The following is a 22,824-nucleotide window of genomic DNA, read 5'->3' on the forward strand; positions in this document are numbered from 1 at the left end:
GGTCGCTGATCACCTTAGACCAGTGGCGGCCGCCCGCTTGCGGGACAGCGCGTCCACCATGGCGGCCAGCAGCAGAACCGATCCGGTGACCATGAACTTGATGCCGGCGCTGTAACCCATCAGGCCCATGCCGTTCTCAATGATCGCGACCACGGCGCCGCCGAGGACGGCGTCCAGCACCCGGCCCTTGCCGCCGAACAGGCTCGTACCGCCGATGACGGCGGCGCCGACCGCGTAGAGCAGCACGTTGCTGCCACCGGTGTTGGGGTCGACGGAGCTGGCCCGGGAGGCGGCCATGATGCCGCCGACGGCGGCCATGGAGGAGCAGATCACGAAGGCGCTGATCTTCATCCGGTCGACGTTGATGCCCGCCCGGCGCGCGGCCTCGGCGTTGCCGCCGACCGCGTAGAGGTGGCGTCCGAACGCGGTACGGCGCAGCACGAACGTCAGGACCACCAGCAGCACCACGATGATGGGCACCACGATCGGCACGCCCGCGAGCGAGACGACCGCCGCGTTGCGGCTGCGTTCCAGGTTGAGGAAGTAGACCGCGAGCCCGCCGAGCAGGGCGAGGGCGGCCACCCGGATCGCGATCAGCGAGATCGGGTCGAAGGTCAGGCTCCGGGCCGCGCGCTTGCGGGCGCGCAGAAGCTGGAGCCCCGCGTAGGCGGCGACCCCGACGGCCAGCAGGATCCAGCCCAGCGTGGGCGGGAGGTTCTTGTTGGCGATGGCGAGGATCGTCTCGTCGCGGATGGCGATGATGGTGCCGCCCTGGACCAGCAGCAGGACGAGTCCCTGGAAGGCCAGGAAGGCGGCGAGCGTCACCACGAAGGACGGGATGCCGAGCTTCGCGACGATGGAGCCGAGCGTGGTGCCGATCACCACTCCGGTGAGGATGGCCGCGCCCACCGCGACGTACCAGGGCAGTCCATAGCTGCTGAGCATGATCGCGAGCACCGCGGCGCAGACACCGCTGGCGAAGCCCGCCGACAGGTCGATCTCGCCGAGGAGCAGCACGAAGACCAGGCCCATGGCGATCACGGTGACCGCGGCGCCCTGGGTGAACAGGTTCGCGAAGTTGCCGTTGGTCAGGAAGGCGGGACGCAGGATGGCGAAGATCGTACAGAGCACGACGATGCCGAACACGGCGGGCAGCGCACCCATGTCGCCGCCGCGGACCCGCTCGGCGTAGCCGCGGACGTTGGTCCTGATCGAGGGTGACTCGTGCGTACGCTTCGGGGAAATCGTGGCGGTCATACGGTGACTCCGTTGGTGAGGCCGAGGTCCCCGCTGCGGCCAGAGGTGATCAGTTCGACGACCTGCGCGTGGGTGACGTCCGAGGTCTTCACCTGGGCCGCCATCCGGCCGAGATAGAGGGTGGCGATCCGGTCGGACACGGCGAACACGTCGTTCATGTTGTGCGAGATCAGGACGACGGCCAGTCCCTGGTCGGCGAGGCGGCGGACCAGCTCCAGCACCTGCGCCGTCTGTGCGACACCCAGTGCGGCGGTCGGCTCGTCGAGGATGACGACCTTGCCGTTCCAGAGCACGGCCTTGGCGATGGCCACGGTCTGCCGCTGCCCGCCGGAGAGACTGGCGACGAGCTGGCGGATGGACTTGACGGTCCTGACCGACAGGCTCTCCAGCGTCCTGGCCGCCATCTCCTCCATCGTGTCCTCGTCGAGGACGAGGCCGCGCTTCTGCTCGCGGCCGAGGAACATGTTCTGGACGATGTCGAGGTTGTCGCAGAGCGCGAGATCCTGGTAGACGATCTCGATGCCCAGGGCGCCGGCGTCGCGAGGGCTGTGGACCTGGACGGCCTTGCCGTCGAACAGGTAGTCGCCGGAGTCGATCGGGTAGATCCCGCCGACGCACTTGACGAGGGTGGACTTGCCGGCGCCGTTGTCTCCGACCAGCGCGGTCACCTCTCCGAGATGGACGGAGAAGTCGACGTCGTGCAGGACCTGTACGGGACCGAAACTCTTGTCGATCCCACGAAGTTCCAGTACGGGGGTCATTAGGTGCTCCCTGTGTTCATTTCCCGTAGCGAGGCCGGGCGCCTGAGGCCTGTGCCTTCCCTCGTGGCTCGGAAGTGCTCGTGACGCGCATTTCCTCGTCCCTCGGGGCACAGGTGGCCGCACCCGGGCGCGGGGGGCACGGCCGGCGGAAGGTCGCCGGCCGTGCCCCCCTCAGCGCGTTACTGGATTCCGGCCTCGGTGCACTTGGCGGCGAACTCGCCGGTGCACAGCTCGTCCTTGGTCACGAAGCCATCCGCGACGACGTCCTTCACGCTGTCGAAGAAGATGGGCTGCGGGTCGAGGAGGACGGCGGGCACGTCGGCGCCGCTCTCGGTGTCCTTGACCGTGGCGGGCGCCGTGGGCTTCTCACCCTTGGCCAGGCCGATGGCGAGCGCGGACGCCGCGTCGGCCTCCTTCTTGATCGCCTTGTAGACCGTCATGCACTGGTCGCCGGCGAGGATGTTCTGCAGTCCCTGCACGGTGGCGTCCTGGCCGGTGACCGGGACCTTGCCGTTGAGGCTGTTCTTCTTCAGCACCGCGATGGCGGCGTTGCCCAGGCCGTCGTTGGCGGCGAGAACACCGGCGATCTTCGGCTGCTCGGTGAGCATCTGCTCGAAGATCGTGCCCGCCTGCGCGTTGTCCCAGTCCGGAACCGACTGGTCCGGGCCCGCGACATACTCCTTGGCGTCGTACTTGGGCTTGAGCACACCGTCGTAGCCGTTCTTGAACAGCGTGGCGTTGTTGTCGGTGGGCGAGCCGTTGAGCTCGGCGATGATCGGCTTGTCGGCCTTCTTGTCCGTCAGGCACTTGACCAGGCCCTCACCCTGCAGGGTGCCGACCTTGGTGTTGTCGAAGCTGACGTAGTAGGAGGCGCCGCCGTTCAGGGTCAGGCGGTCGTAGTCGATGGTCGCCACACCCTGGGCCTTGGCCTTGTCGAGCACAGCCTTGCCGGTGCCGCTGTCCAGGTTGACGATCATCAGGACCGTTGCGCCGTTGGTGATCATCTGGTCGGCGATGGTCTGGAACTGGGTCTTGTCACCCTGTGCGTTCTGGATGTCGTAGGCGACGCCCGCGGCCTTGAAGGCCTCCTCCAGATACTTGCGGTCCGCGGTCTCCCAGCGGGCGGAGGACTTGCTGTCCGGCAGGATGACACCGACCTTACCGGCGACGGCGGCGGGGGCGGACGCGCTTCCGGAGGACGCTGCGTCGCTCGGGGCAGCGGTGGTGGCACCATCGCTTCCGCAGGCAGTGAGGCCGAGGGTCATTACCGCGGCGGCGGTGGTCAGGCTGAGGATCCCCTTGCGCATGATGCACGGGTCCTTTCTTCGAAAAAGGTGGGGGGTCTGGGAGTGCGGCATGCCGAATTCACGGGGACGGCGCTCCGGGTCTCGGCTCACCGTTCCGTTGAATGTTGTTTGCGGCAACGTATTCCGCCGTTGGCCTGGAACACCAGACCCCCTGCAGGTAAAGTTTGTTGTGGCCGGTAACAATCCAGAAACGCACTCTTAACCCCAGGTGCTCTGTGCGATCAACGACAGAGCGGATACCCCGGCCAGCACGAGAATCGCGCCTCTGACCCGCCCGCCGTCCAGAAAGCGCCGCAACGGCCCGGACGCCAGAAAACCCACGACAAGAAACGGGATCAGCAGCGCCCCGGAGGTCAGCGCCTGCGCGGGGAGCTTGCCGAGGAGCGCGAGAATGCCCAGCGACTGGGCCGCGCTGAGGAGAAAGAACATCGCGAGTGTGGCCCTGATCTGCGGCCCCTTGGCGTTCTGGTAGACCAGCCCCATCGGCGGCCCTCCGATCCCGGTCGCCGTACCGGTGATCCCCGAGACGAAACCCGCTCCCGTGAGAGTCCATCCGTTACGCGGCACGGCCACCGCCCAGGCGGTGAGGCCGACCGCGATCAGCACCATCGCCCCGACGAGGACGCCCAGGGCCCGGGTGGAGACGTAGACGACGACCAGGCCGCCGAGGAAACTGCCCGGAATCCTGCCCAGGACCGCGAAGCCCAGCCCGCGCCAGTCGACCCTGCGCCACTCGGCCGCCAGCGTGAACAGGGGCAGCGTGAAGTTCACGACCTGGATCGCCCCGGGCATGACCGAGGGGTTCAGCATCGTGATCACCGGCGCGGCCACCAGTCCCATGCCGAAGCCGATCGCCCCCTGCGCGATGGCTCCAACAAAAACCGACAAACCCACCAAAATAAAGGTAAATACCTCGTCATTCATGACGAAGACCATAGAGCTCGATCATCCCCACCGGGCAGGTGGGCGTTTCCCCCTCGGCTCGCCGGACCACCGGTGCGGCGGGACTCCGGTGCTCTCCGGACCACCGGTGCGGCGGGGACTCCGTCCGAAACGCAGAACCGCCCGGAGGGATGGTGTCCCTCCGGGCGGTTCTGGTTTTCGGGTTGTTCCCCCGATGCGGGCGGAGGCTTGCGTACGGCCCCGCCCCCCTGCTCAGCTCTTGGCGAGCAGGGAGCGCAGGACGTACTGCATGATGCCCCCGTGGCGGTAGTAGTCCGCCTCTCCGGGGGTGTCGATGCGCACGACAGCCTGGAATTCCTTGTCGCCCGCCCTGACCGTCACGGTCTGCGGGGTGCCGCCCCTGTTGAGCTCCTCGACCCCGATGACGTCGAAGGTCTCCTCACCGGTCAGGCCCAGCGACTGCGCCGTCTGGCCCTCGGGGAACTGCAGCGGCAGCACGCCCATGCCGATCAGGTTGGAGCGGTGGATGCGCTCGTAGGACTCGGCGATGACGGCGCGGACGCCGAGCAGCGCGGTGCCCTTGGCGGCCCAGTCGCGCGAAGAGCCGGAGCCGTACTCCTTGCCCGCCAGGACGACGAGCGGGATGCCCGCGGCCTGGTAGTTGGCGGAGGCGTCGTAGATGAAGGACTGCGGGCCGCCGTCGAGGGTGAAGTCACGGGTGTAGCCGCCCTCCACGCCGTCGAGCAGCAGGTTCCTCAGCCGGATGTTGGCGAAGGTGCCGCGGATCATCACTTCGTGGTTGCCGCGGCGGGAGCCGTAGGAGTTGAAGTCCTTGAGCTCGACGCCGTTCTCGCGCAGGTACTGCGCGGCCGGGGTCCCGGACTTGATGGAGCCCGCCGGGGAGATGTGGTCGGTGGTGACCGAGTCGCCCAGCTTGGCCAGCACCCGGGCGCCGGAGATGTCGGTCACCGGCTCCGGGGAGGCGGGCATGCCGTCGAAGTAGGGAGGCTTGCGGACGTAGGTCGAGGTCGGGTCCCACTCGAAGATGTTGCCGGTCGGGATCGGCAGTGAGCGCCAGGTCTCGTCGCCCTCGAACACGTCGGCGTAGTCGTGCAGGAACATCTCGCGGTCGATCGAGGAGGCCACGACCTCCGCGATCTCCTCCTGCGACGGCCAGATGTCGGCGAGGAACACCGGTTTGCCGTCCGAGCCCACGCCCAGCGGCTCGTTGTTCAGGTCGAGGTCCATGGTGCCCGCGAGGGCGTAGGCGACGACCAGCGGCGGCGAGGCAAGGTAGTTCATCTTGACTTCGGGGTTGATCCGGCCCTCGAAGTTGCGGTTGCCCGACAGCACGGCGGTGACCGCGAGATCATTGGCCTGGATGGCCGTGGAGATCTCTTCCTGCAGCGGACCAGAGTTGCCGATGCAGGTGGTGCAGCCGTAGCCGACCAGGTTGAAGCCGATCTTGTCGAGATACGGCTGGAGGCCGGAGCGCTCGAAGTAGCCGGTGACGACCTGCGAGCCGGGGGCGAGGGAGGTCTTGACCCACGGCTTGCGGGTCAGGCCCTTGTCCACCGCGTTCCTGGCGAGCAGCGCGGCGCCCATCATGACAAACGGGTTGGAGGTGTTCGTGCAGCTGGTGATGGCCGCGATGGTCACCACGCCGTGGTCGATCTCGAAGCTCGTGCCGTCGGCCAGGGTGACCTGGACCGGGTTGCGCGGCCGGTCGCCGTTGAGGCCGGGGGCGTGCGGCTCGTCGCCGTTGCCGCCGTGCGAGATCGACGGGGAGTCGGAGGCCGGGAAGGACTCCTCGGAGGCCTCGTCCACCGGGCCCTGGACGCTCGGGGCGTAGTCCTTGACGGCCGCGCGCCAGGCGCTCTTGGCGTCCGACAGCGCGATGCGGTCCTGCGGGCGCTTGGGACCGGCGATCGACGGGACGACCGTGCTCAGGTCCAGCTCGATGTATTCGGAGAAGACCGGCTCCTCGCTCGCCGGGTCCAGCCAGAGCCCCTGGGTCTTGGCGTAGGCCTCGACCAGGGCGACCTGCTCCGCGGGGCGGCCGGTCAGCGTGAGGTAATCGATCGTCTGACCGTCGATCGGGAAGATCGCACAGGTCGAGCCGAACTCGGGGCTCATGTTGCCGATCGTGGCCCGGTTGGCCAGCGGCACGCTGGCCACGCCGTCGCCGTAGAACTCCACGAACTTGCCGACGACGCCGTGCTTGCGCATCATCTCGGTGATCGTGAGCACCAGGTCGGTGGCGGTGGCCCCCGCGGGGAGCCTGCCGGTCAGCTTGAAGCCGACCACGCGCGGGATCAGCATGGAGATCGGCTGGCCCAGCATCGCGGCCTCGGCCTCGATGCCGCCGACGCCCCAGCCGAGAACGCCGATGCCGTTCTCCATGGTGGTGTGGGAGTCGGTGCCGACGCAGGTGTCGGGGTAGGCGGTCAGCACCGCCTCACCGTCCTTGCCGACGCCGCGCGTCATGACGACGCGGGCCAGGTGCTCGATGTTCACCTGGTGCACGATGCCGGTGCCCGGCGGGACGACCTTGAACTCGTCGAAGGCGGTCTGGCCCCAGCGCAGGAACTGGTAGCGCTCGCGGTTGCGCTCGTACTCCTTGTCGACGTTGCGCTGGAAGGAGTCCTGCCCGCCGAAGAAGTCGACGATGACCGAGTGGTCGATGACCATCTCGGCCGGCGCGAGCGGGTTGATCTTGGCGGGGTCGCCGCCGAGGTCGCGGACGGCCTCGCGCATGGTCGCCAGGTCCACCACGCAGGGAACCCCGGTGAAGTCCTGCATGATCACGCGGGCCGGCGTGAACTGGATCTCCACGCTCGGCGTGGCCGCGGGATCCCACTGACTGAGGGCCCGGACGTGGTCGGCGGTGACGTTCGCGCCGTCCTCGGTGCGGAGCAGATTCTCAAGAAGGATCTTCAGGCTGTACGGGAGGCGTCCCGACCCCTCGACGGCGTCCAGCCGGTAGATCTCGTATCCCGCGTCACCGACGCGGAGCGTGTCACGGCTGCCAAAACTGTTCGCGGACACGGTTCGCCTCCCTCATCACCCTGGTGTCTGGCGCGCCGGTACTGAAGGCGCAGTTGAATCCTGCCGCACCGTCGGAGTGCCCGAGTCTGTTAGGTACGCCTAACTCGACGGCCACCTGCGGATCGCAGCGGATGTCTCGATATCAAGATATCCCTACAGATATCTCGACATCAAGTTACTCATCAGTAAACTCACAGGGGGGCGAGGCGGAAGTACAGCAGCCCGAGAACGATGACCGAGAGCACCGGGGCGAGGAACTTCTGCTCGAACTTCTTGCCCGTCTTGATCCCGATCTTCCACGGCAGCAGCCAGTTCTGCTGGAGCGGCCACAACACCGGGCAGCCCTTCTCCGTGCAGCAGTCTCCTATGACGTGGATGAGACATCCGACCGCGACCGCCAGCCCCAACCAGGCATAACCCACGTTCTCGCTGCGGAACACCACGAACAGTCCGGCGGTCATGCCGATGTTGAGGATCGCCGAGGAGAACTTCTTACCCGGAATGCCGATCCCGATCGATCGCAACGACAGGCCGATCAGCAGCACGACCATGATGTCGCGGCCGATCATGAAGTTGCTGGCCAGATAGTGGGTGCCGAACCCCATGGCGACCGCGAACGCCAGCGAATGCGTGGCGTTGCGGTGCCCGCCGCTCAGCCACGCCACGGCCTTGCTCAACGCCCAGGTGACCGGCCCGAAGGTCTGCGCGATCGTCGCACTGGGATGGTCCAGGTCGGGCAGCATCGCGGCCCCGGCACAGACGATCGCCCCGGCCACGAACTCGGCCGGCGTGAGCGCGTTCACCATGATGCCGGTCTCCGTGAACCTGGAGGTCTCGGTGAGCAGCGGCAGGGCCGCTAATGCGGGCGCCACACCCAACCAGGCGATCGCTCCCGTCAGCGCGTGCGTATGCCCCATCATCGCTCAAACACCACCATCAAGATCACCCCGGGCGACTCTACGGCAAAGCCTCCTCCGGGCGGAGGACCGTGCCATTTTGCAGTATCGGCGTGTCGCCCAAGCGAGATCAACTCGCCACGGTGGCTCTCTTTGCCATCCCCCGGTTTCGCGGTCATGCGAGGGGGCAAGAGGCTGCCTCGATCTGTCCACCCGTCCGCGTGCGTCTCGCCTGGTCCGGCCCTTCGTGGCCGTGCCGGTGGTGGTTGCCGGCCGCGAGGACGGCGGTCACTGGGTGATCACGAATGTCTCTGCGGACAGTCTCCATGGACAGAGAACGGATGAGCCCGGCGATCAGTGCCGCCGATCAGGAAGAGTGGCGGTCCCCGGCGTCGGCAAGATCCCGGCCGACGCGGCCTTCGCCCGGAGAGAGTCGCGATCCACCGGAGATTCTCCGGCGGATCGGCATCAGAGTCCTGAAACGACAGACGGGACCGTTCCGCACCGAAAGCACCCCCCAGCCCTTCCGGCACGGAACGAATCCCGTCTATGTCATTTGTAACGTGCAGGTCTCAATGCTTGTTCCAAAAACGGCCAAGATTTAGGTGATCTGCCTCACTTCTTCTCAGCGCAACGACAAGTTCACTTTAGGTAACGGCCTCCGGGGCGGTTCGGCGGATCCCGTCCGCCGCACCGCTGGGGATCCGGAAGCCCGCATCGGGCTCATGATCTCGGCCGGAGTGCCCTGTCAGCCGATGGACACGAGACGTGCCCCGCCGTCGGCTTCGAGGACCGTTCCGGTGATGTTGGTGTTGGTCGCCGCCAGCACGACGACTTCGGCGATGTCGTCCGCGGTCGCGACACGCCGGACCGGAAGCGCCTGGGCGGCCTGGGCGAAATAAGCCCGCCGGACGTCGTCGGGCAGGCCGCTCCACCAGGGGGTGTCGACGAGGCCGGGTGAAACACCGTTGACCCGGACCGGCGCCAGTTCGACGGCCAGGGGCTTGACGAGGGCTTCGACGGCTCCGTTGACGGCGGCGACACCGGCGGTGCCGGGCATGCCGGTACGGGCCGTGATCGCTCCGATCAGCGTGATCGAACCGGTGGGCGTCAGGTGTGGCAGGGCCGCCTGGATGGTGGTGAGGTGGCCCCAGAACTTGGCGTCGAAGGCGCGACGGAGCATGTCGAGGTCGAGGTCGGCGATGGGGCCGACCCCTTCGCTGCCCGTGAGGGCGACGATCAGCCAGTCGATCTCGCCGATCGCCTCGGTCACGGCGGCGATCTCGTCTCGGTCGCCTCCGTCGGCGCGGTGACCCGTAAGCGCCGGGTCGGTGACGGCGACCTCGTTGAGGCGCTCCCGGCTCCGTCCGACGATGTGCACGGCGGCGCCGAGGGCATCGAGTCGCCGAGCGGCGGCCAACCCGATGCCGGATGTCCCGCCCACGACAAGGGCCGTGCGATCGCTCATCAATGAACTCTCCTAAATAGAACCGAACCGTCTCGTTTCGATTTAAGTTAGCATGAGCCCATGACCAACCAACCCGCGCCGGTGCGACCGGGGCGCAAGCGCAGCGATGAGAGCCGCCTGGCGATCCTGGCCGCGGCATTCGACCTCCTCGGCGAAGTCGGCTACGCCGGTCTGACAATCGAGGGGATCGCCGTCCGGTCGGGGACCGGCAAACAGACGATCTACCGCTGGTGGCCCTCCAAGGCCGACGTGCTGCTCGACGCGCTGGCCACCAAGGCGGAGATGTACGTGCCGGTGTCGGACAACGGCAGCTACACGGCCGACCTGCGTGCGTTCCTCACCGAGACCTTCACCCTCGCGCGCAACCCGCACATCGCCGACGTGCTCCGTGCCCTCATGTCCGAGGCGCAGATCAACGCCGGATTCGGCGAACGGTTTCGCGCCTCGTTCCTCCAGCGCCGCCGGGACGCTCTCGGAATCGTTCTCGACCGTGCCCGGGCCCGCGGCGACCTCCCGCCCGGACTGTCGCCCGTCATCGTCACCGACATCGTGTTCGGCACCCTCTGGTATCGGTTGCTGGCCACCCGGCGGCCCGCCGACCAGCAGCTCGTCGACGACCTCATGGCCGTGCTCTCCCGCCCGGGACCCGATCCCACCGCCCCTCCGGCCCGGCCGCACACCTGACCCATCCGCCAACGATCCTCGACACCGGCTCCTTCGACGACCACGGCCGGGCTGCCGCCGGAGGCCGCTCACGTCACCCTCGGCGAGATCCTGCGCGATGGGCATCCCGGCCGCACCGACCCCGGCCAGCGCACCGTCTACGCCCCCGTGAGACCTCCTTGGCAGGACCTCGCCCCGGCCTGGCTCACCTACCGCGAGGCGGAGCGTCGCGGCCTCGGCGCCGAGGTCGGCCTCCTCGGCCCTCCGCCCGGATGAGACCCCCCTTCGCCCGGATGAGGCCTCGCCCCGTGACGAGCCGAGGTTCTCGGCCTTTCCCGGTTCGGAACCCGGGGCGCCGGCCCGCAGGAGGTCAGGGGCGGGTCAGGCGCCTGTAGACCGCCGCGGTCGTCAGGCCGTAGACCAGGTGCGGGATGATGTCCGAGGCCCACGAGACCGCGTCCCACTCGCGCGGGTCGGTCAGCCGGAGCGCGGTGTAGGGGGCGTCGCCGGCGGCCATCCCCGCCACCGACAACCCCAGGGCGGCCACCGGCAGTGGAACGTTCCGGTCACCGGCGAGCAGCCCGTAGAGTCCGCCGACTCCCAGACCCACCGCGTATCCGAGCAGCGCGCCCACGCCTTCGCGCCTGCTCTCGGCGACCTCTCCCGAGCCGAAATCGACGTCGGCCCGGTCGGCCAGCTTGCCGGCGGCCTGAGCGGGCAACACGCTCGCCGGGCGGCCGCGTACGGTCATGTCCAGATAGGTGACGATGTCCAGCGCGGTGGTGCCCGCCGCACCCGCGAAGATTCCCGCCATCAGGCTCATGGAAGTCGCCTCCTCCCCGATGGGACGCCGCCGCGCGCGGGCAGGGCGATGGAACCGCGGAGCCGTCCCGCCCCTTCGAGGATCTCGCGGCCGGCGAGGCAGGTGATCCACATCTCTGGCCATCGCTGCCGTCGTTTTCGAGCGATCATCACGTCATCGTGCCGCCCCTGTGACATGCGCGTTCTCCCCGCGTCGACGATGAGGGCGATATGCCCGTCGTCGCCGCGACCAACCGCGCCGTCCACATCCACGACGCCGCCGACGCACCGCTGATCGGCGCGGCCGAGCGCCGAGTTGGGCGACCGGGACCGGGGCCTGGAACACCGTCTCGACCCACCGGCCGCCAACGGCGGACCCTGCGGTCGCCTGCCTGAGCGAACGGCGCGGGACGAGATCGCGGCCCGGCGGAACGGCGCGGACCAGGCCGGGCCTGGCGGCACGGTGAGTGAGGTCGCGGCCCGGCGGTACAGCGCGGACCTGGCCGGGCCTGGCGCGCGGCGGGCGGGTGAGGGCGTGGTTCGACGGCACGGGCGGTGAGGAACGGCACGGGCGGGTTGGGGCGCGTTGCTCCGTTCTCGAACAGGGTGTCTGACCAGCCAAAATGCCTTTTTTCACCACATGGGCTTGTAGATAGAATTCTATCGATATATCTTTGAGGCATCGAGAGCGATCTAAAGACGATCGCGATACAGGGAGATGACATGAATTCGGCAGATGCGATGGGCGGCCAGTGGGCCGGCGTCGTCCCGCAGGACGTCCGGCGCGAGATGAAGCGCGCGGCCAGGGAGGCCTTGCGGACCATGGCCACCGGCTGGCACCACGGAGGGCCCCACCACGGAGGACCGCACGGACCGCACGAGGGGGGACCCCACGAGGCAGGCCCGCACGAGCACCGGCACCGCGGTCACCGCGGTCCCTTCCCCGGCGGCTTCCCCTGGGACTTCGGCCGGGGCGGCCGAGGCCGCGGCGGCCCGTTCGGCGGCGGCCCCTTCGGGGGAGGACCCCCGTTCGGCCGGGGACGCAAGGCGAAGCGGGGCGACGTCCGCGCCGCGATCCTCGCGCTGCTCACCGAGGACTCACACAACGGCTACCAGATCATCCAGGAGATCGAGCAGCGCAGCCAGGGCGGCTGGAAGCCCAGCCCGGGAGCGGTCTACCCGGCGCTGCAGCAGCTCACCGACGAGGGACTCGTCCTGTCGGAGGAGAACGACGGCCGCAAGACCTTCCGCCTCACCGACGCCGGCCGGGCCTACGTGGCCGAGCACTCCGACGAGGTGCGCGCTCCCTGGGAGGAGATGACGCCCGACGTCGACGGCAGCACCTGGGAGCTGATGGACATCGCCCGCCAGTCGGGGTTCGCCATGCTCCAGATCCTGCAGACCGGCAGCGACGCGCAGATCCAGCAGGCCAGGCAGACCCTGTCCGAGACCCGCCGCAAGCTCTACCAGATCTTGGCCGATGGCGACCCCGGCGAGGAGTGACCAGACCATGACGTCCCGAGACGATCTCCGTATCGGAGACGCCGAGCGTGAGGCGGTGATGACGGCCCTGCGCGAGCACTACGCGCAGGGCCGCCTGACCCACGAGGAGCTCGACGAACGCCTCGAACTGACCCTGTCGGCGCGCACCGGGCGCGAGCTGGCCCTGGTCGGCGCCGATCTCCCCGACCTGCACGGCTCACACTCCGAAGACCCCCGGGGATTCTCAGATCACGACCACCGCGGACACGGGGGACCCGGCTGGGCCTGGCGGCACGGCGGCGCGGAGTGGGCCTGGCGGCACGGAGGCGCGGGCTGGGGTCATCAACGGCACGCCCCCCATCCTGCGGCCTGGCATCATCGCCACCCGGCCCGCCGGGGCGGGGCGCCGTTCTTCCCCATCCTGATCATCCTGCTGATCGTCGGCATGGCGACCGCCGGGTTCGGAGTGCTGAAGTTCATCTTCCTGGCCTGGCTGGTGGTGACCGTGCTGGGCATGTTCCACCGGAGGCACCGGCATCCCCGCGCCCGGGCCCGCCGGGGCAACCGCCCGGGCCCTTTCTGAGCGGCTCCCGAGCCGGGACGCATATCGAGTCGCCGAGCGCGACGACGGCCGTCCCGACCGCACCGGCCGTGACCGCGGGGGCTGTGAAGGCCGTGGCCGTGCCGGCTCCCGAAGGCGCCCGTCCACTCGGCGAAGCTTCGATCTCCGTCGGTGGCGGGCGTCACGTTTGACGTCCTCCCCCGACCGAAGAGCGGGGATTCACCGGCGACCACCTCGCGGAGAGGATGCCTCCACGCTGTGGGCGCTCGGTGACATCGCTCCCTGACCACGGGGGTCAGGGTCGGTCATTCCCCGGTCACGCGGGTGAGGGCCGGGTCCGTTACTTGAGGGACTCCCGGAGCCGCCGCATCTCGTCCGCGATCCGGTCCAGCGGCCAGTGGGCGTTCAGGCCGCTCGGGTTGGGAAGCACCCACAGCCTCGCATCGCCGATCCTGGACTCCTGCGGCCCGATCGCCGCCTTCGGCTCCCCGAACGCCATCCGGTACGCGGTGACCCCCGCCACCGCCAGCACCTTCGGCCGGACCTCGGTGACCAGTCTCACCAGCCGCTCCCCGCCCGCGCGGAGCTCCTCGGCGGACAGCTCCGCCGCCTGTGCGCTCGCCCGTGTCACCACGTTGGTGATGCCCAGCCCCAGGGAGGGGAGCAGTCCCTGCTCCTCGGGGGCCAGCAGCCGGGGCGTGAAGCCCGAACGGTACAGCGCGGGCCAGAACCGGTTGCCCGGCCGGGCGAAGTGGTGACCGGTCGCCGCCGAGTAGAGGCCGGGGTTGATGCCGCAGAACAGGACGTCCAGCGACGGCCCGAGCACGTCCTCGATCGTCCGGTCCTTGGCCGCGTCGAGGTCGGCCTTCTTCGGCCGTACGGCTCTCTCCCGAGGTGCGGCCGACCGCGGCGGCACACGCTCCGGTTCGGACATCCGCTCTCCCGAGGACTCGCGCTCCGGCCCGGACGTTGGCTCTCCCGAGGACACGGGGCGAACCTATCCCATCTCCTCCAGCTTCCGGCCCTTGGTCTCCCTCACCTTGAACAGCACGAAGATGAAGGACAGCACGGCGAAGAAGGTGTAGCCCACGTAGGCGCCGGCCAGGCTCCACGCCGCCAGGGACGGGAACGAGACCGTGATCAGCCAGTTGGCCACCCACTGGGCGGAGGCGGCCACCGAGAGCGCGGCGGCCCTGATCCGGTTGGGGAACATCTCCCCGAGCAGCACCCAGACGACGACGCCCCACGACAGCGCGAAGAACAGCACGAAGACGTGCGCGGCGACCAGGGCGACGAAGCCCTGCGCCTCCGGCAGCCTGACGGTGTCGCCGGACGGGACGCCCGAGCTGAACGCCCACGCGGCCACGGCCAGCGCGACCGCCATGCCCGCGGAGCCGATCAGCAGCAGGGGCCTGCGGCCGATCCTGTCGACCAGCGCGATGGCGATGAACGTGCCGACGATGTTGATGATCGAGGTGGAGAAGCTGATCAGCAGCGAGTTGCTCTGGTTGATGCCGATCGACTGCCAGAGCGACGCCGAGTAGTAGAAGATGACGTTGATGCCGACGAACTGCTGGAAGACCGAGAGCAGGATGCCGATCCAGACGATCGGCAGCAGGCCGAGCTTCGGGCCGCGCAGGTCGCGGAGCCGGGGCCGTCGCTCGCTGCGCAGCGAGTCCTGGATCTCCGTCAGCCGCGCGTCCACGTCGGTGCTCTCGCCCTCCACCTCGGCGAGCACCCTGCGCGCCTCCTGCGTCTTCCCCACCGCGACGAGGAACCGCGGCGACTCGGGAATGATCGTCGAGAAGAGCAGGTAGAGCAGGGCCGGAACCAGACAGGCGCCGAGCATCCACTGCCAGGCCTCCAGGCCGGCCAGCTGGTTGTTGACGTTGCCTCCGGCCGTCTCCGCGATCGCGTAGTTGACCAGCTGGGAGACCGCGATGCCCAGCACGATGGCGAGCTGCTGGAAGGATCCCAGACGCCCCCGGTAGGCGGGCGGCGAGACCTCGGCGATGTAGGCGGGCCCGATCACCGAGGCCATGCCGATCCCCACACCGGCGAGCACCCGCCAGAAGGCCAGATCCCAGACCGCGAACGGCAGCGCCTGCCCGACGGAACTGACCGCGAACAGGATCGCGGCCACCTGCATGGTCCTCGTGCGCCCCCAGCGGTCGGCCAATCCCCCGGCGATCCACGCGCCGAGCGCGGAGCCCAGCAGCGCGATCGCGACCACGAACCCGATCTGAACGGGACCGACGCCGAAGTGTTTCTGGATTCCGGTGACGGCTCCGTTGATGACGGCGCTGTCATAGCCGAAAAGAAATCCGCCGATCGCCGCCGCTGCGGTGATGAAGACGACGTGACCAATGTTCTCGCTGGAAGTACCCGATGGGGCGGTGCTGGCCATGACAGTCCTTTCCCCCGAAAGGAAGTATGAGACGTCAATACCCCAACCAAATACAGGTGATCACCCAGAGGTCGTCATCTACCAGCGAAGAATCGCGGCGACCCCGGCGAAATCGGCGAGAATCTCCGATGCCCCGGAGTTCAGAACGGTGACCTCCGCATCGATGTCCAGCGCTCGCGCGATCATGCGCTCACCCATCGCGGGCTCCGGGACGAGCGTCCGCTCCGACTCCCCCGGCGGGATCTCGCCCGGCAGGTGGAGCATCCCGTAGGCCGTACGGCTGCCGCTCCATTCGCGGGACTCGTTCAGCAGCAGGTTCGCGACCCGGCTCTCGTTCAGCGCGTGGAGCGTGTCCCTCAGACCCAGGACGCCGCGTCCGCCGGCCAGCGCGGCGTCCCTGGCCCGGTTCGCCAGGTCGGTGCCGTGCCGGGTCCTGGCGGCCTTCAGGTGCGGGGCCACGTACTCGACGATCTTCGCCGAGGGCAGCGGGTCCACCACCGCGTCGACCTGGATGACGTCTCCGGTCAGCTCTCCCGCCAGGACGTCGGTCAGCTGGACGTCGCCGACCAGCACGAGCGTGGTCCAGCCCAGGTCCGCGGCATGGGCGCTGACCTGCGGCGCGTCCGCGCGCAGCAGCCTGGCGAGGTTGTCCTCGATCCGGCTGGCGAATCTCTCCCGGTGCGAGACGCCCTGCTGGGAGGACTCCGAGGGCGCGGGACCGCGCATGTCCCGCCAGTCCTCGACGTCGACCTCGTAACGCGATTTCCTGACGTCCTCGACCACGCCGTAGCGGTAGTCGATCACGCGCATTCCGTCCCTGCACACGACGACGATCCCGGCGGGCGGTGCCGCCTCCACCGTGTTGACCAGTGGGCGCACGTAGGCCGTCGGCTCCAGCACGATCTGGTCGACGACCGGTAGTTGGAAGGAGAAGGCCCGCGCCTCACCCCCGCAGACCGGGGCGAACAACACGCGCCCCAGCCCGGACTCGGCGGGGTCGAGCAGATGCTGGAACGGCTGATCCAGCGCAGCCAGCCGTTGGAGGATCGCCTTCTTCCGCGTCCCGTCCCCGTCGGCCATGACCCGCTCTCGCAGGTCGGACAGTTCGTTGCGGAAACGGATCCGCCAGGCGGGCCGGGAGGACTTCTCCTCTCGTGGGTCCGCATTCAGATAGAACGACAACACCCCGATCTCATCGCTGATGGAGACGACTTCCCGCAGGGCAGCGCGATCGAATTTCACGGCGTTCCTCCCTGGTGGTCGGCCCTTAAAAGCCTAAAGACCAGGGAGAAGAATTCCATCATCGCAATCCGGAATATGTCTTTCTACTTCACCTGCCTTTGTCCAAAAATCACAGACGCGGATCCACCGGCTCGGATTCCAGGGCCAGGACCGCGAAGACCGCCTCGTGGACCCTCCACAGCGGCTCCCCCTCGGCCAGCCGGGACAGCGCCTCCAGCCCGAGCGCGTGCTCGCGCAGGGCGAGCGAGCGCTTGCGGCCCAGGAACCGGTGGCGCAGAACCTCCAGGCTCTCGGTGTAGTCGGGGCCGTAGATGATCCGCAGGTATTCCCGCCCGCGCACCTTGACCCCCGGCTGCACCCGGCTCCGCTGTCCCGTCGCGCCCGTGCCCGGGTCCACACGCGTGCCGGTGCCCGGGTCCGCACTCGCGCCCGCGCCCGTGTTCGCGCTCGCGTCCGTGTTCGTAACCGATCCGGCCTCCGCGGGCAGGTCCGGTCCCGCTCCGCTCGTCGTCGGACTCTGCGCCCGGCCGTCCGGGGGCCCCAGTGGCTTGACCACCATGCCCTCCCCGCCCTCGGCGGTCAGGCCGGACCACCAGGCGGTCGCCGCGTCCCTGGACTCCTCAGAGGTCAGATCCACGAACATGTGCCGGGTGGGCACGATCAGCGGGTCGTCGAGCCGGGCCAGCATCTCCAGGTGCCAGGAGTGCGGCTCCAGCACCGCTGTCGCCCGGCCCTCACAGGCGAGAATCTGGAACGGCGCCAAGCGCAGATCATCCAAACTGGAGACAGGCCAGCAGTAACGGGCATAGGCGTCTCTAAATCGGGCAGCGTTGGTTGAGCGGCGGCGGGTGCGGTCCAGTAAAAAGCCCACATCCAACCCGCGCCCGGCCGCCGCTTCCAGCACCGTGATCGCCTCCGGCAGCACCGTGCGGGCCGCGGCGCCCACCGACGCGTACTGGCTGCGGATCAGCCCTCCCGCCTTGGCCGACCAGGGCAGCAGCTCGCAGTCGAGAACGATCCAGTCCGATCCCAGCTCGTCCATGAGCGGCGTGCACGCCCGCCTGAGCCGGTCCACCAGCTCGGTGGTGTCGGCGAAGAAGGGCCTGCCGGTCCGGGTGTAGACCGCCCCCGCGCTCCCGTCCGTGACCCCGAACCGCGCGGCCGCCGCCTCCGGGCTCCGGGCCAGTACGGCCACCGCCCGCGAGCCCATGTGCTTCTCCTCGCACACGACCCGGGTGACTCCGGCCGCCGCGAACTCGGCGAACGCCTCGGCCGGATGCTCCAGGTAACCGTCGAGCCTGGAGGTCTCCGGCGGTGCCATCGTCGGCGGCAGGTAGACCAGCCAGCGTGGATCGACGGCGAACCGGCTCATGATCTCGAGTGCGGCGGCCGAGTTCTCCTTCCGGATCTTGATGTGACCGCCGCCGTGACGCACCTCGATGTGCTTGGCGCCTTGCACGTCCTCGATGGAGAGCACGCCCGGGTCACGGTGGCCGGGAGCGGCGAACGGCTTGACCGACTCGTACCAGACCTTCTCGGCGGGCACCGAGACGATCTCCCTGTCCGGGTAGCGCAGCGCGGTCAGCCTCCCGCCGAAGACCACCCCGGTGTCCAGGCAGATCGTGTTGTTGATCCACTCGGTCTCGGGGACCGGGGTGTGACCGTAGACGACCATGGCCCGTCCCCGGTACTCCCGCGCCCAGGGGTAACGCACCGGCAGGCCGTACTCATCGGTCTCGCCGGTGGTGTCGCCGTACAGCGCGAAGGAGCGCACCCGGCCCGAGGCGCGGCCGTGGTAGGCCTCCTTCAGCCCGGCGTGCGCGACGACGAGCCTGCCGCCGTCGAGACGGTAGTGGCTGATCAGCCCGTCCATGAAGGCCAGCGCCGCCCGCCTGAACTCCTCCGGCTCGGCCGCGAGCTGGTCCAGCGACTCCTGCAGGCCATGGGCGATCTTCACCTTGCGGCCGTTGAGGGCGCGGGCCAGTTTCTGCTCGTGGTTGCCCGACACGCACAGCGCGGTTCCGGCCGCGACCATGCCCATCACCAGCCTGAGCACGCCGGGTGAGTCCGGCCCCCGGTCGACCAGGTCGCCGACGAACACCGCCGTCCTGCCCTCCGGGTGGACGGCGCCCGTGCCGCCGGGGGCGATCTTCCATCCCAGCGTGCGCAGCAGCGTCTCCAGCTCGGAGCGGCAGCCGTGCACGTCGCCGATGATGTCGAACGGCCCGGTCAGCTCACGCCTGTCGGTCCACGACTTCTCCCTGACGACAACGGCGGCCTCGATCTCTTCGGTCCCTCGCAGCACGTGGACCCGGCGGAAACCGTCCCGGGAGATCTTGGCCATGGAACGCCGCAGGTCCTTGCGCTGCCGCCGGACCACCTGGGGCCCGAAGTTGCGGTCGGGCCTGTCCTCGTTGCGCGCGATCGCCACCTCCTCGGGCACGTCCAAGACGATCGCGTCGACCAGCACGTTGTGCTCCTTGGCCAGCTCGATCAGGCTCTTGCGCGCCTCCCACTGGACGCTGGTGGCGTCGACGACCGTGAGCAGCCCCCGCTTGAGCCGGGTGCCGACGATGTAGTGGAGCACGTCGAAGGCGTCGGATGTGGCGGCCTGGTCGTTCTCGTCGTCGGACACCAGCCCTCGGCAGAAGTCCGAGGAGACCACCTGGGTGGGGATGAAGTGCTTGCGAGCGAAGGTCGACTTCCCGCTCCCGGACACCCCCACGAGCACGACCAGGGACATCTCCGGCACGTTGATCTCAGTCATCTCCACCTCCCACACCTACGACGTTTCCAGTGTTTGCGGCATTTGCTTCGCTTGCGGCATGTCCGGCGCTTGCGGCGCTTGCGGCATCTGCGGCGCCTCCAGCGTTTGCGGCATTTACGGCGCCTTCGACACGTGCGGCGTTTTCGGCGCTCCCGTCACTGAACTTTCCGGCATTTACGGCACTTGCGGCACTGAACAGGGCCATCTGGGTGGGCGAGCCCACTTCGGGGTCATCGTCGCCGATCGGCCGGAACGCGACGTGGTAGCCGTACTCGCCGCAGACCTTCGCGGCCCACGCCTGAAACTCGGCCCGCGTCCACTCGAAGCGGTGGTCGGAGTGGCGCAGGCCCTCCAGGAAGTCGTAGCGCACGTTGTACTCGATGTTGGGCGTCGTGACGATCACGTGCACCGGCCGGGCGGTGCCGAAGACCACCCGCTCCAGCGCGCTCAGCCTGGACGGATCGACGTGCTCGACGACCTCCATGAGCACGGCGGCGTCATATCCGGCGAACCGGTCGTCGGTGTAGGTCAGCGCACCCTGGAACAGCTCCAGCCGCTCCAGCTGCCTGTCCGGCATCCGGTCGAGCTTCAGGCGCCTGGCCGCGATCGCCAGCGCCTGCGCCGACACGTCCGTCCCGGCCACCTTGGTGAATCCCGGCCGGCCCAGCAGCGCCCCCACCAGCTGACCCGATCCGCAGCCCAGGTCGATTACCCTGTGCGCGCCCAGTTCCTCCAGCACGCCGACCACGGCCTCGCGCCGCAGGGTGTTCAGGGGCCGCTTCCGCGTCGGGTCCCCGGCCCCTGCCTCGCCGTCCGGCGCCGCCTCACCATCCACGGTCCCGCCAAATGGCGCCACCCCACCATCCACGGCGCCGCCGGAAGGCGCGGCCCGACGATTCACCGCCCCGCCGCCCGACGCCGCCTCACCATCCACGGTCCCGCTGAATGGCGCGGCCTCACCACCCACGGTCCCGTCGAACGGCGCGGCCTCACCACCCACGGTCCCGTCGAACGGCGCGGCCTGGCGGTTCGCCGCCTCGCCGTCCGGCGCCATCTCGTCGTACATCGCCGGGGACCCCTCACCCCGCAGGGCGCCGGCGTCCTCCTCCGGCGGGACGGAGAAGGTCTCGGCGGACTCCTCCTCGACGGGAGGCTCGAGGTCCTCCTCCACGTCGTCGCCGATCTCGGCCAGGCGGGCGAAGGCCGTGCGGGTCAGCGCCCAGCGACGGCCAAGATAGCGGCGGGTGATCAGTCCTCTCTCCGGGTGGGTGGCCAGCCAGGACTCGCCCGCCCTGATCAGCTTGTCCACCTCGTCGGAGGCGACCCAGTAGTGCTTGGAGTCGTCGAGCACCGGAAGCAGCACGTAGAGCTGGTTGAGCGCGTCGGCCAGGCGCACCTCGCCCCGCAGCGACAGCCCCACGTAACGGGAGTCGCCCCACTCGGGAAACCCCTCGTCCAGCGGTACGGCCCGCGCCTCGACCTCCCAGCCCAGCGGTTCGAACAACCGGTGCGCCAGCTGGGGGCCGCCCCTGCAGGGCAGCACGGGCAGCGCGATCTCCAGTGGAATCGGCCCGGCGGCCAGCTCCGGACGGCTGTCGCAGCGTCCGGTGCGCGCCGTACGGAACACATCCCCCAGCGCCACGGCCAGCAGTGACGACGCGGCGTAGGGCCGGTCGTTGACGTACTGGCCCAGCGTGTAGTCGGGCGTGGAACGGCCGCGCGAGCGCACCAGGCGGACCGGGTCGACGTCGAGCATCAACGCCGCCGTGCAGCGCTCCTCGTCCGCCTCCGGATAGAAGACGCGGGCCGTGCCGTATGACTGGCCGAACTCCTGAACCCTGTCTGGGTGCTTGTGCAGCAGGAATCCGAGGTCGGTCGCGGGCCGTACGGTCGTGGAGATCGTTAGCAACACCCGGCTCAGTGTGCCGTACGTCCGATAAGTCCGGCCATCGGTTAACCGTCCCGGCTCACGCCTGAGCCGCGGACTCCTGTCCGCGAGCGTCCGGCCATGACGGTCCCGCGTATCCGGCCGTGGATCCGTCCCTCAGACCTCGGCCCTCTGAGGAGGCGGACCCCCTGTCCACGATGGTCCCGCGCATCGGCTCTGGGCCCGTCCCTCAGACCTCAGCCCTCTGAGGACGCGGGACCCCCGTCCACAACGGTCCCGCGTATCGGCCCTGGGCCCGTCCCTCGGTCCTCAGCCCTTCTGAGGACGCGGACCCCCGTCCGCGACGCCCGGCCATGACGGCCCCGCGTATCCGGTCGTGGGTCCGCACCCCAGGCCTTCGCCCCTGAGGATGAAGTGCGGACCCATGGCTCCACGCCCTACACGTGAGGCAGGACCTCGGCGGCGATGAGCTCCAGGTGGTCCAGGTCCGACAGGTCCAACACCTGCAGGTAGATCCGCTCGGCGCCCAGCTTCGCGAACTCGCCGATCTTCTCGACCACCTCGGCGGGAGTGCCCGCCAGCCCGTTCGCGCGCAGCACCGTGAGGTCATGTCCGGTGGCTTCGGCCCGGCGCGCGATCTCCGCGTCGTCGGTGCCGACGCAGACGGTCTGGGCGACGGAGAATCGGATCGACTCACGCCCCTCCGCCTCGCATGCCCGCCGGACCCGGTCGAAGGCGACCGCGGTGTCGTCCAGGGGGTGAAACGGCAGGTTGTACTCGTCGGCGAACCGCGCGGCCAGCCGTGGGGTGCGCTTGGCGCCGGCCCCGCCGATGATGATCGGCGGCTTGGGGCTCTGCACGGGCTTGGGCAGCGCGGGAGAGTCCGCCAGCCGGTAGTGGGCGCCCTCGAACGAGAACGTCTTGCCCACGGGAGTGGTCCAGAGCCCGGTGATGATCTCGAGCTGCTCCTCGAACCGGCCGAACCGCTCGCCGATCGGCGGAAACGGGATCCCGTAGGCGGTGTGCTCGACGTCCAGCCAGCCGGTGCCGAGACCGAGCTCGACCCGGCCCCCGCTCATCTGGTCCACCTGGGCCACGCTGATCGCCAGCGGGCCGGGCAGCCGGAAGGTGACCGGGGTGACCAGGGTGCCGAGCCTGATCGTGGAGGTCTCCCTGGCCAGGCCCGCCAGGGTCGTCCAAGCGTCGGTGGAGCCGGCACCGGGGTCGCCGGAACCGAACCGCACATAGTGGTCGGAACGGAAGAAGGCGTCGAACCCCAGACGCTCCGCGGTCTGTGCGACCGCCAGCAGCTCGTCGTAGGTGGCGCCCTGCTGTGGTTCAGTGAAGATCCTCAACTTCATAGTCACCATTA

17 protein-coding genes are annotated in these 22,824 nt (G+C 69.1%); 3 read left to right on the top strand and 14 right to left on the bottom strand.

The window, feature by feature from the left end:
* Positions 1–9 precede the first annotated feature (9 nt).
* The 7 genes from DKM19_RS32895 to DKM19_RS32925 all read right to left on the bottom strand — a co-directional run bounded on the left by DKM19_RS32895 (position 10) and on the right by DKM19_RS32925 (position 9,640).
* Entirely contained in the window at positions 10–1,257 is a 1,248-nt protein-coding gene (locus DKM19_RS32895; RefSeq protein ID WP_110701106.1) for a sugar ABC transporter permease, read from the bottom strand.
* Complete coding sequence (locus tag DKM19_RS32900) at positions 1,254–2,018, bottom strand: ATP-binding cassette domain-containing protein (RefSeq protein WP_089206353.1); 765 nt, start codon at positions 2,016–2,018, stop codon at positions 1,254–1,256. The genes DKM19_RS32895 and DKM19_RS32900 overlap by 4 nt, the downstream gene beginning before the upstream one ends.
* A gap of 179 nt (positions 2,019–2,197) precedes the next feature.
* Positions 2,198–3,325: a sugar ABC transporter substrate-binding protein gene (locus tag DKM19_RS32905; protein WP_110701108.1), complete on the bottom strand. Its 1,128-nt coding sequence runs from the start codon at positions 3,323–3,325 to the stop codon at positions 2,198–2,200.
* 198 nt (positions 3,326–3,523) lie between these two features.
* Entirely contained in the window at positions 3,524–4,219 is a 696-nt protein-coding gene (locus DKM19_RS32910) for a sulfite exporter TauE/SafE family protein (RefSeq protein WP_239514499.1), read from the bottom strand.
* Between the two features lie 261 nt (positions 4,220–4,480).
* A complete protein-coding gene (acnA, locus tag DKM19_RS32915; protein ID WP_110701110.1) occupies positions 4,481–7,276 on the bottom strand; it encodes an aconitate hydratase AcnA in 2,796 nt (931 codons plus the stop codon).
* Between the two features lie 191 nt (positions 7,277–7,467).
* Positions 7,468–8,196 carry a metal-dependent hydrolase gene (locus tag DKM19_RS32920; protein WP_110701112.1) on the bottom strand — a complete coding sequence of 243 codons (729 nt, stop codon included), beginning with the start codon at positions 8,194–8,196 and terminating at the stop codon, positions 7,468–7,470.
* A gap of 724 nt (positions 8,197–8,920) precedes the next feature.
* A complete protein-coding gene (locus tag DKM19_RS32925) occupies positions 8,921–9,640 on the bottom strand; it encodes an SDR family oxidoreductase (RefSeq protein ID WP_110701114.1) in 720 nt (239 codons plus the stop codon).
* A 60-nt stretch (positions 9,641–9,700) separates the two neighbouring features.
* Here DKM19_RS32925 and DKM19_RS32930 point away from each other — a divergent pair, with 60 nt between their 5' ends.
* Entirely contained in the window at positions 9,701–10,324 is a 624-nt protein-coding gene (locus DKM19_RS32930) for a TetR/AcrR family transcriptional regulator (protein WP_110701116.1), read from the top strand.
* 349 nt (positions 10,325–10,673) lie between these two features.
* On the opposite strand, the gene DKM19_RS32935 is transcribed toward DKM19_RS32930, so the two are convergent.
* Positions 10,674–11,126, bottom strand: a complete 453-nt coding sequence (locus DKM19_RS32935; RefSeq protein ID WP_110701118.1) for a hypothetical protein — start codon at positions 11,124–11,126, stop codon at positions 10,674–10,676.
* Positions 11,127–11,827: 701 nt separating this feature from the next.
* On the opposite strand from DKM19_RS32935, the gene DKM19_RS32940 reads away from it, so the two are divergent.
* Both DKM19_RS32940 and DKM19_RS32945 read left to right on the top strand, forming a co-directional pair.
* Positions 11,828–12,607, top strand: a complete 780-nt coding sequence (locus DKM19_RS32940; RefSeq protein WP_110701120.1) for a PadR family transcriptional regulator — start codon at positions 11,828–11,830, stop codon at positions 12,605–12,607.
* 7 nt (positions 12,608–12,614) lie between these two features.
* On the top strand, positions 12,615–13,169 hold the full coding sequence (locus tag DKM19_RS32945) for a DUF1707 domain-containing protein (protein WP_110706162.1): 555 nt from the start codon (positions 12,615–12,617) through the stop codon (positions 13,167–13,169).
* Between the two features lie 319 nt (positions 13,170–13,488).
* On the opposite strand, the gene mug is transcribed toward DKM19_RS32945, so the two are convergent.
* The 6 genes from mug to DKM19_RS32975 all read right to left on the bottom strand — a co-directional run bounded on the left by mug (position 13,489) and on the right by DKM19_RS32975 (position 22,813).
* On the bottom strand, positions 13,489–14,082 hold the full coding sequence (gene mug / locus DKM19_RS32950; RefSeq protein WP_110701122.1) for a G/U mismatch-specific DNA glycosylase: 594 nt from the start codon (positions 14,080–14,082) through the stop codon (positions 13,489–13,491).
* Between the two features lie 63 nt (positions 14,083–14,145).
* On the bottom strand, positions 14,146–15,555 hold the full coding sequence (locus DKM19_RS32955) for a sugar porter family MFS transporter (RefSeq protein WP_110701124.1): 1,410 nt from the start codon (positions 15,553–15,555) through the stop codon (positions 14,146–14,148).
* Positions 15,556–15,633: 78 nt separating this feature from the next.
* A complete protein-coding gene (locus DKM19_RS32960; RefSeq protein WP_110701126.1) occupies positions 15,634–16,797 on the bottom strand; it encodes a VLRF1 family aeRF1-type release factor in 1,164 nt (387 codons plus the stop codon).
* A 109-nt stretch (positions 16,798–16,906) separates the two neighbouring features.
* A complete protein-coding gene (locus tag DKM19_RS32965; RefSeq protein WP_110706163.1) occupies positions 16,907–19,564 on the bottom strand; it encodes a polynucleotide kinase-phosphatase in 2,658 nt (885 codons plus the stop codon).
* A complete protein-coding gene (locus tag DKM19_RS32970; RefSeq protein ID WP_369986532.1) occupies positions 19,557–21,476 on the bottom strand; it encodes a 3' terminal RNA ribose 2'-O-methyltransferase Hen1 in 1,920 nt (639 codons plus the stop codon). Before DKM19_RS32970 ends, DKM19_RS32965 begins: the two co-directional genes overlap by 8 nt.
* A 413-nt stretch (positions 21,477–21,889) precedes the next feature.
* Complete coding sequence (locus DKM19_RS32975) at positions 21,890–22,813, bottom strand: LLM class F420-dependent oxidoreductase (protein ID WP_110701128.1); 924 nt, start codon at positions 22,811–22,813, stop codon at positions 21,890–21,892.
* Positions 22,814–22,824: the final 11 nt, after the last annotated feature.

The sequence above is a fragment of the Streptosporangium sp. 'caverna' genome, from assembly GCF_003203775.1.
GTDB classification, from domain to species: Bacteria; Actinomycetota; Actinomycetes; order Streptosporangiales; family Streptosporangiaceae; genus Streptosporangium; species Streptosporangium subroseum.

Bases quoted from the DNA above. Each gene is read 5' to 3' on its own strand.
- DKM19_RS32895 (WP_110701106.1), bottom strand. From the start codon at position 1,257: ATGACCGCCACGATTTCCCCGAAGCGTACGCACGAGTCACCCTCGATC.
- DKM19_RS32900 (WP_089206353.1), bottom strand. From the start codon at position 2,018: ATGACCCCCGTACTGGAACTTCGTGGGATCGACAAGAGTTTCGGTCCC.
- DKM19_RS32905 (WP_110701108.1), bottom strand. From the start codon at position 3,325: ATGCGCAAGGGGATCCTCAGCCTGACCACCGCCGCCGCGGTAATGACC.
- DKM19_RS32920 (WP_110701112.1), bottom strand. From the start codon at position 8,196: ATGATGGGGCATACGCACGCGCTGACGGGAGCGATCGCCTGGTTGGGT.
- DKM19_RS32925 (WP_110701114.1), bottom strand. From the start codon at position 9,640: ATGAGCGATCGCACGGCCCTTGTCGTGGGCGGGACATCCGGCATCGGG.
- DKM19_RS32930 (WP_110701116.1), top strand. From the start codon at position 9,701: ATGACCAACCAACCCGCGCCGGTGCGACCGGGGCGCAAGCGCAGCGAT.
- DKM19_RS32935 (WP_110701118.1), bottom strand. From the start codon at position 11,126: ATGAGCCTGATGGCGGGAATCTTCGCGGGTGCGGCGGGCACCACCGCG.
- DKM19_RS32940 (WP_110701120.1), top strand. From the start codon at position 11,828: ATGAATTCGGCAGATGCGATGGGCGGCCAGTGGGCCGGCGTCGTCCCG.
- DKM19_RS32945 (WP_110706162.1), top strand. From the start codon at position 12,615: ATGACGTCCCGAGACGATCTCCGTATCGGAGACGCCGAGCGTGAGGCG.
- mug (WP_110701122.1), bottom strand. From the start codon at position 14,082: ATGTCCGAACCGGAGCGTGTGCCGCCGCGGTCGGCCGCACCTCGGGAG.
- DKM19_RS32955 (WP_110701124.1), bottom strand. From the start codon at position 15,555: ATGGCCAGCACCGCCCCATCGGGTACTTCCAGCGAGAACATTGGTCAC.
- DKM19_RS32965 (WP_110706163.1), bottom strand. From the start codon at position 19,564: ATGACTGAGATCAACGTGCCGGAGATGTCCCTGGTCGTGCTCGTGGGG.
- DKM19_RS32975 (WP_110701128.1), bottom strand. From the start codon at position 22,813: ATGAAGTTGAGGATCTTCACTGAACCACAGCAGGGCGCCACCTACGAC.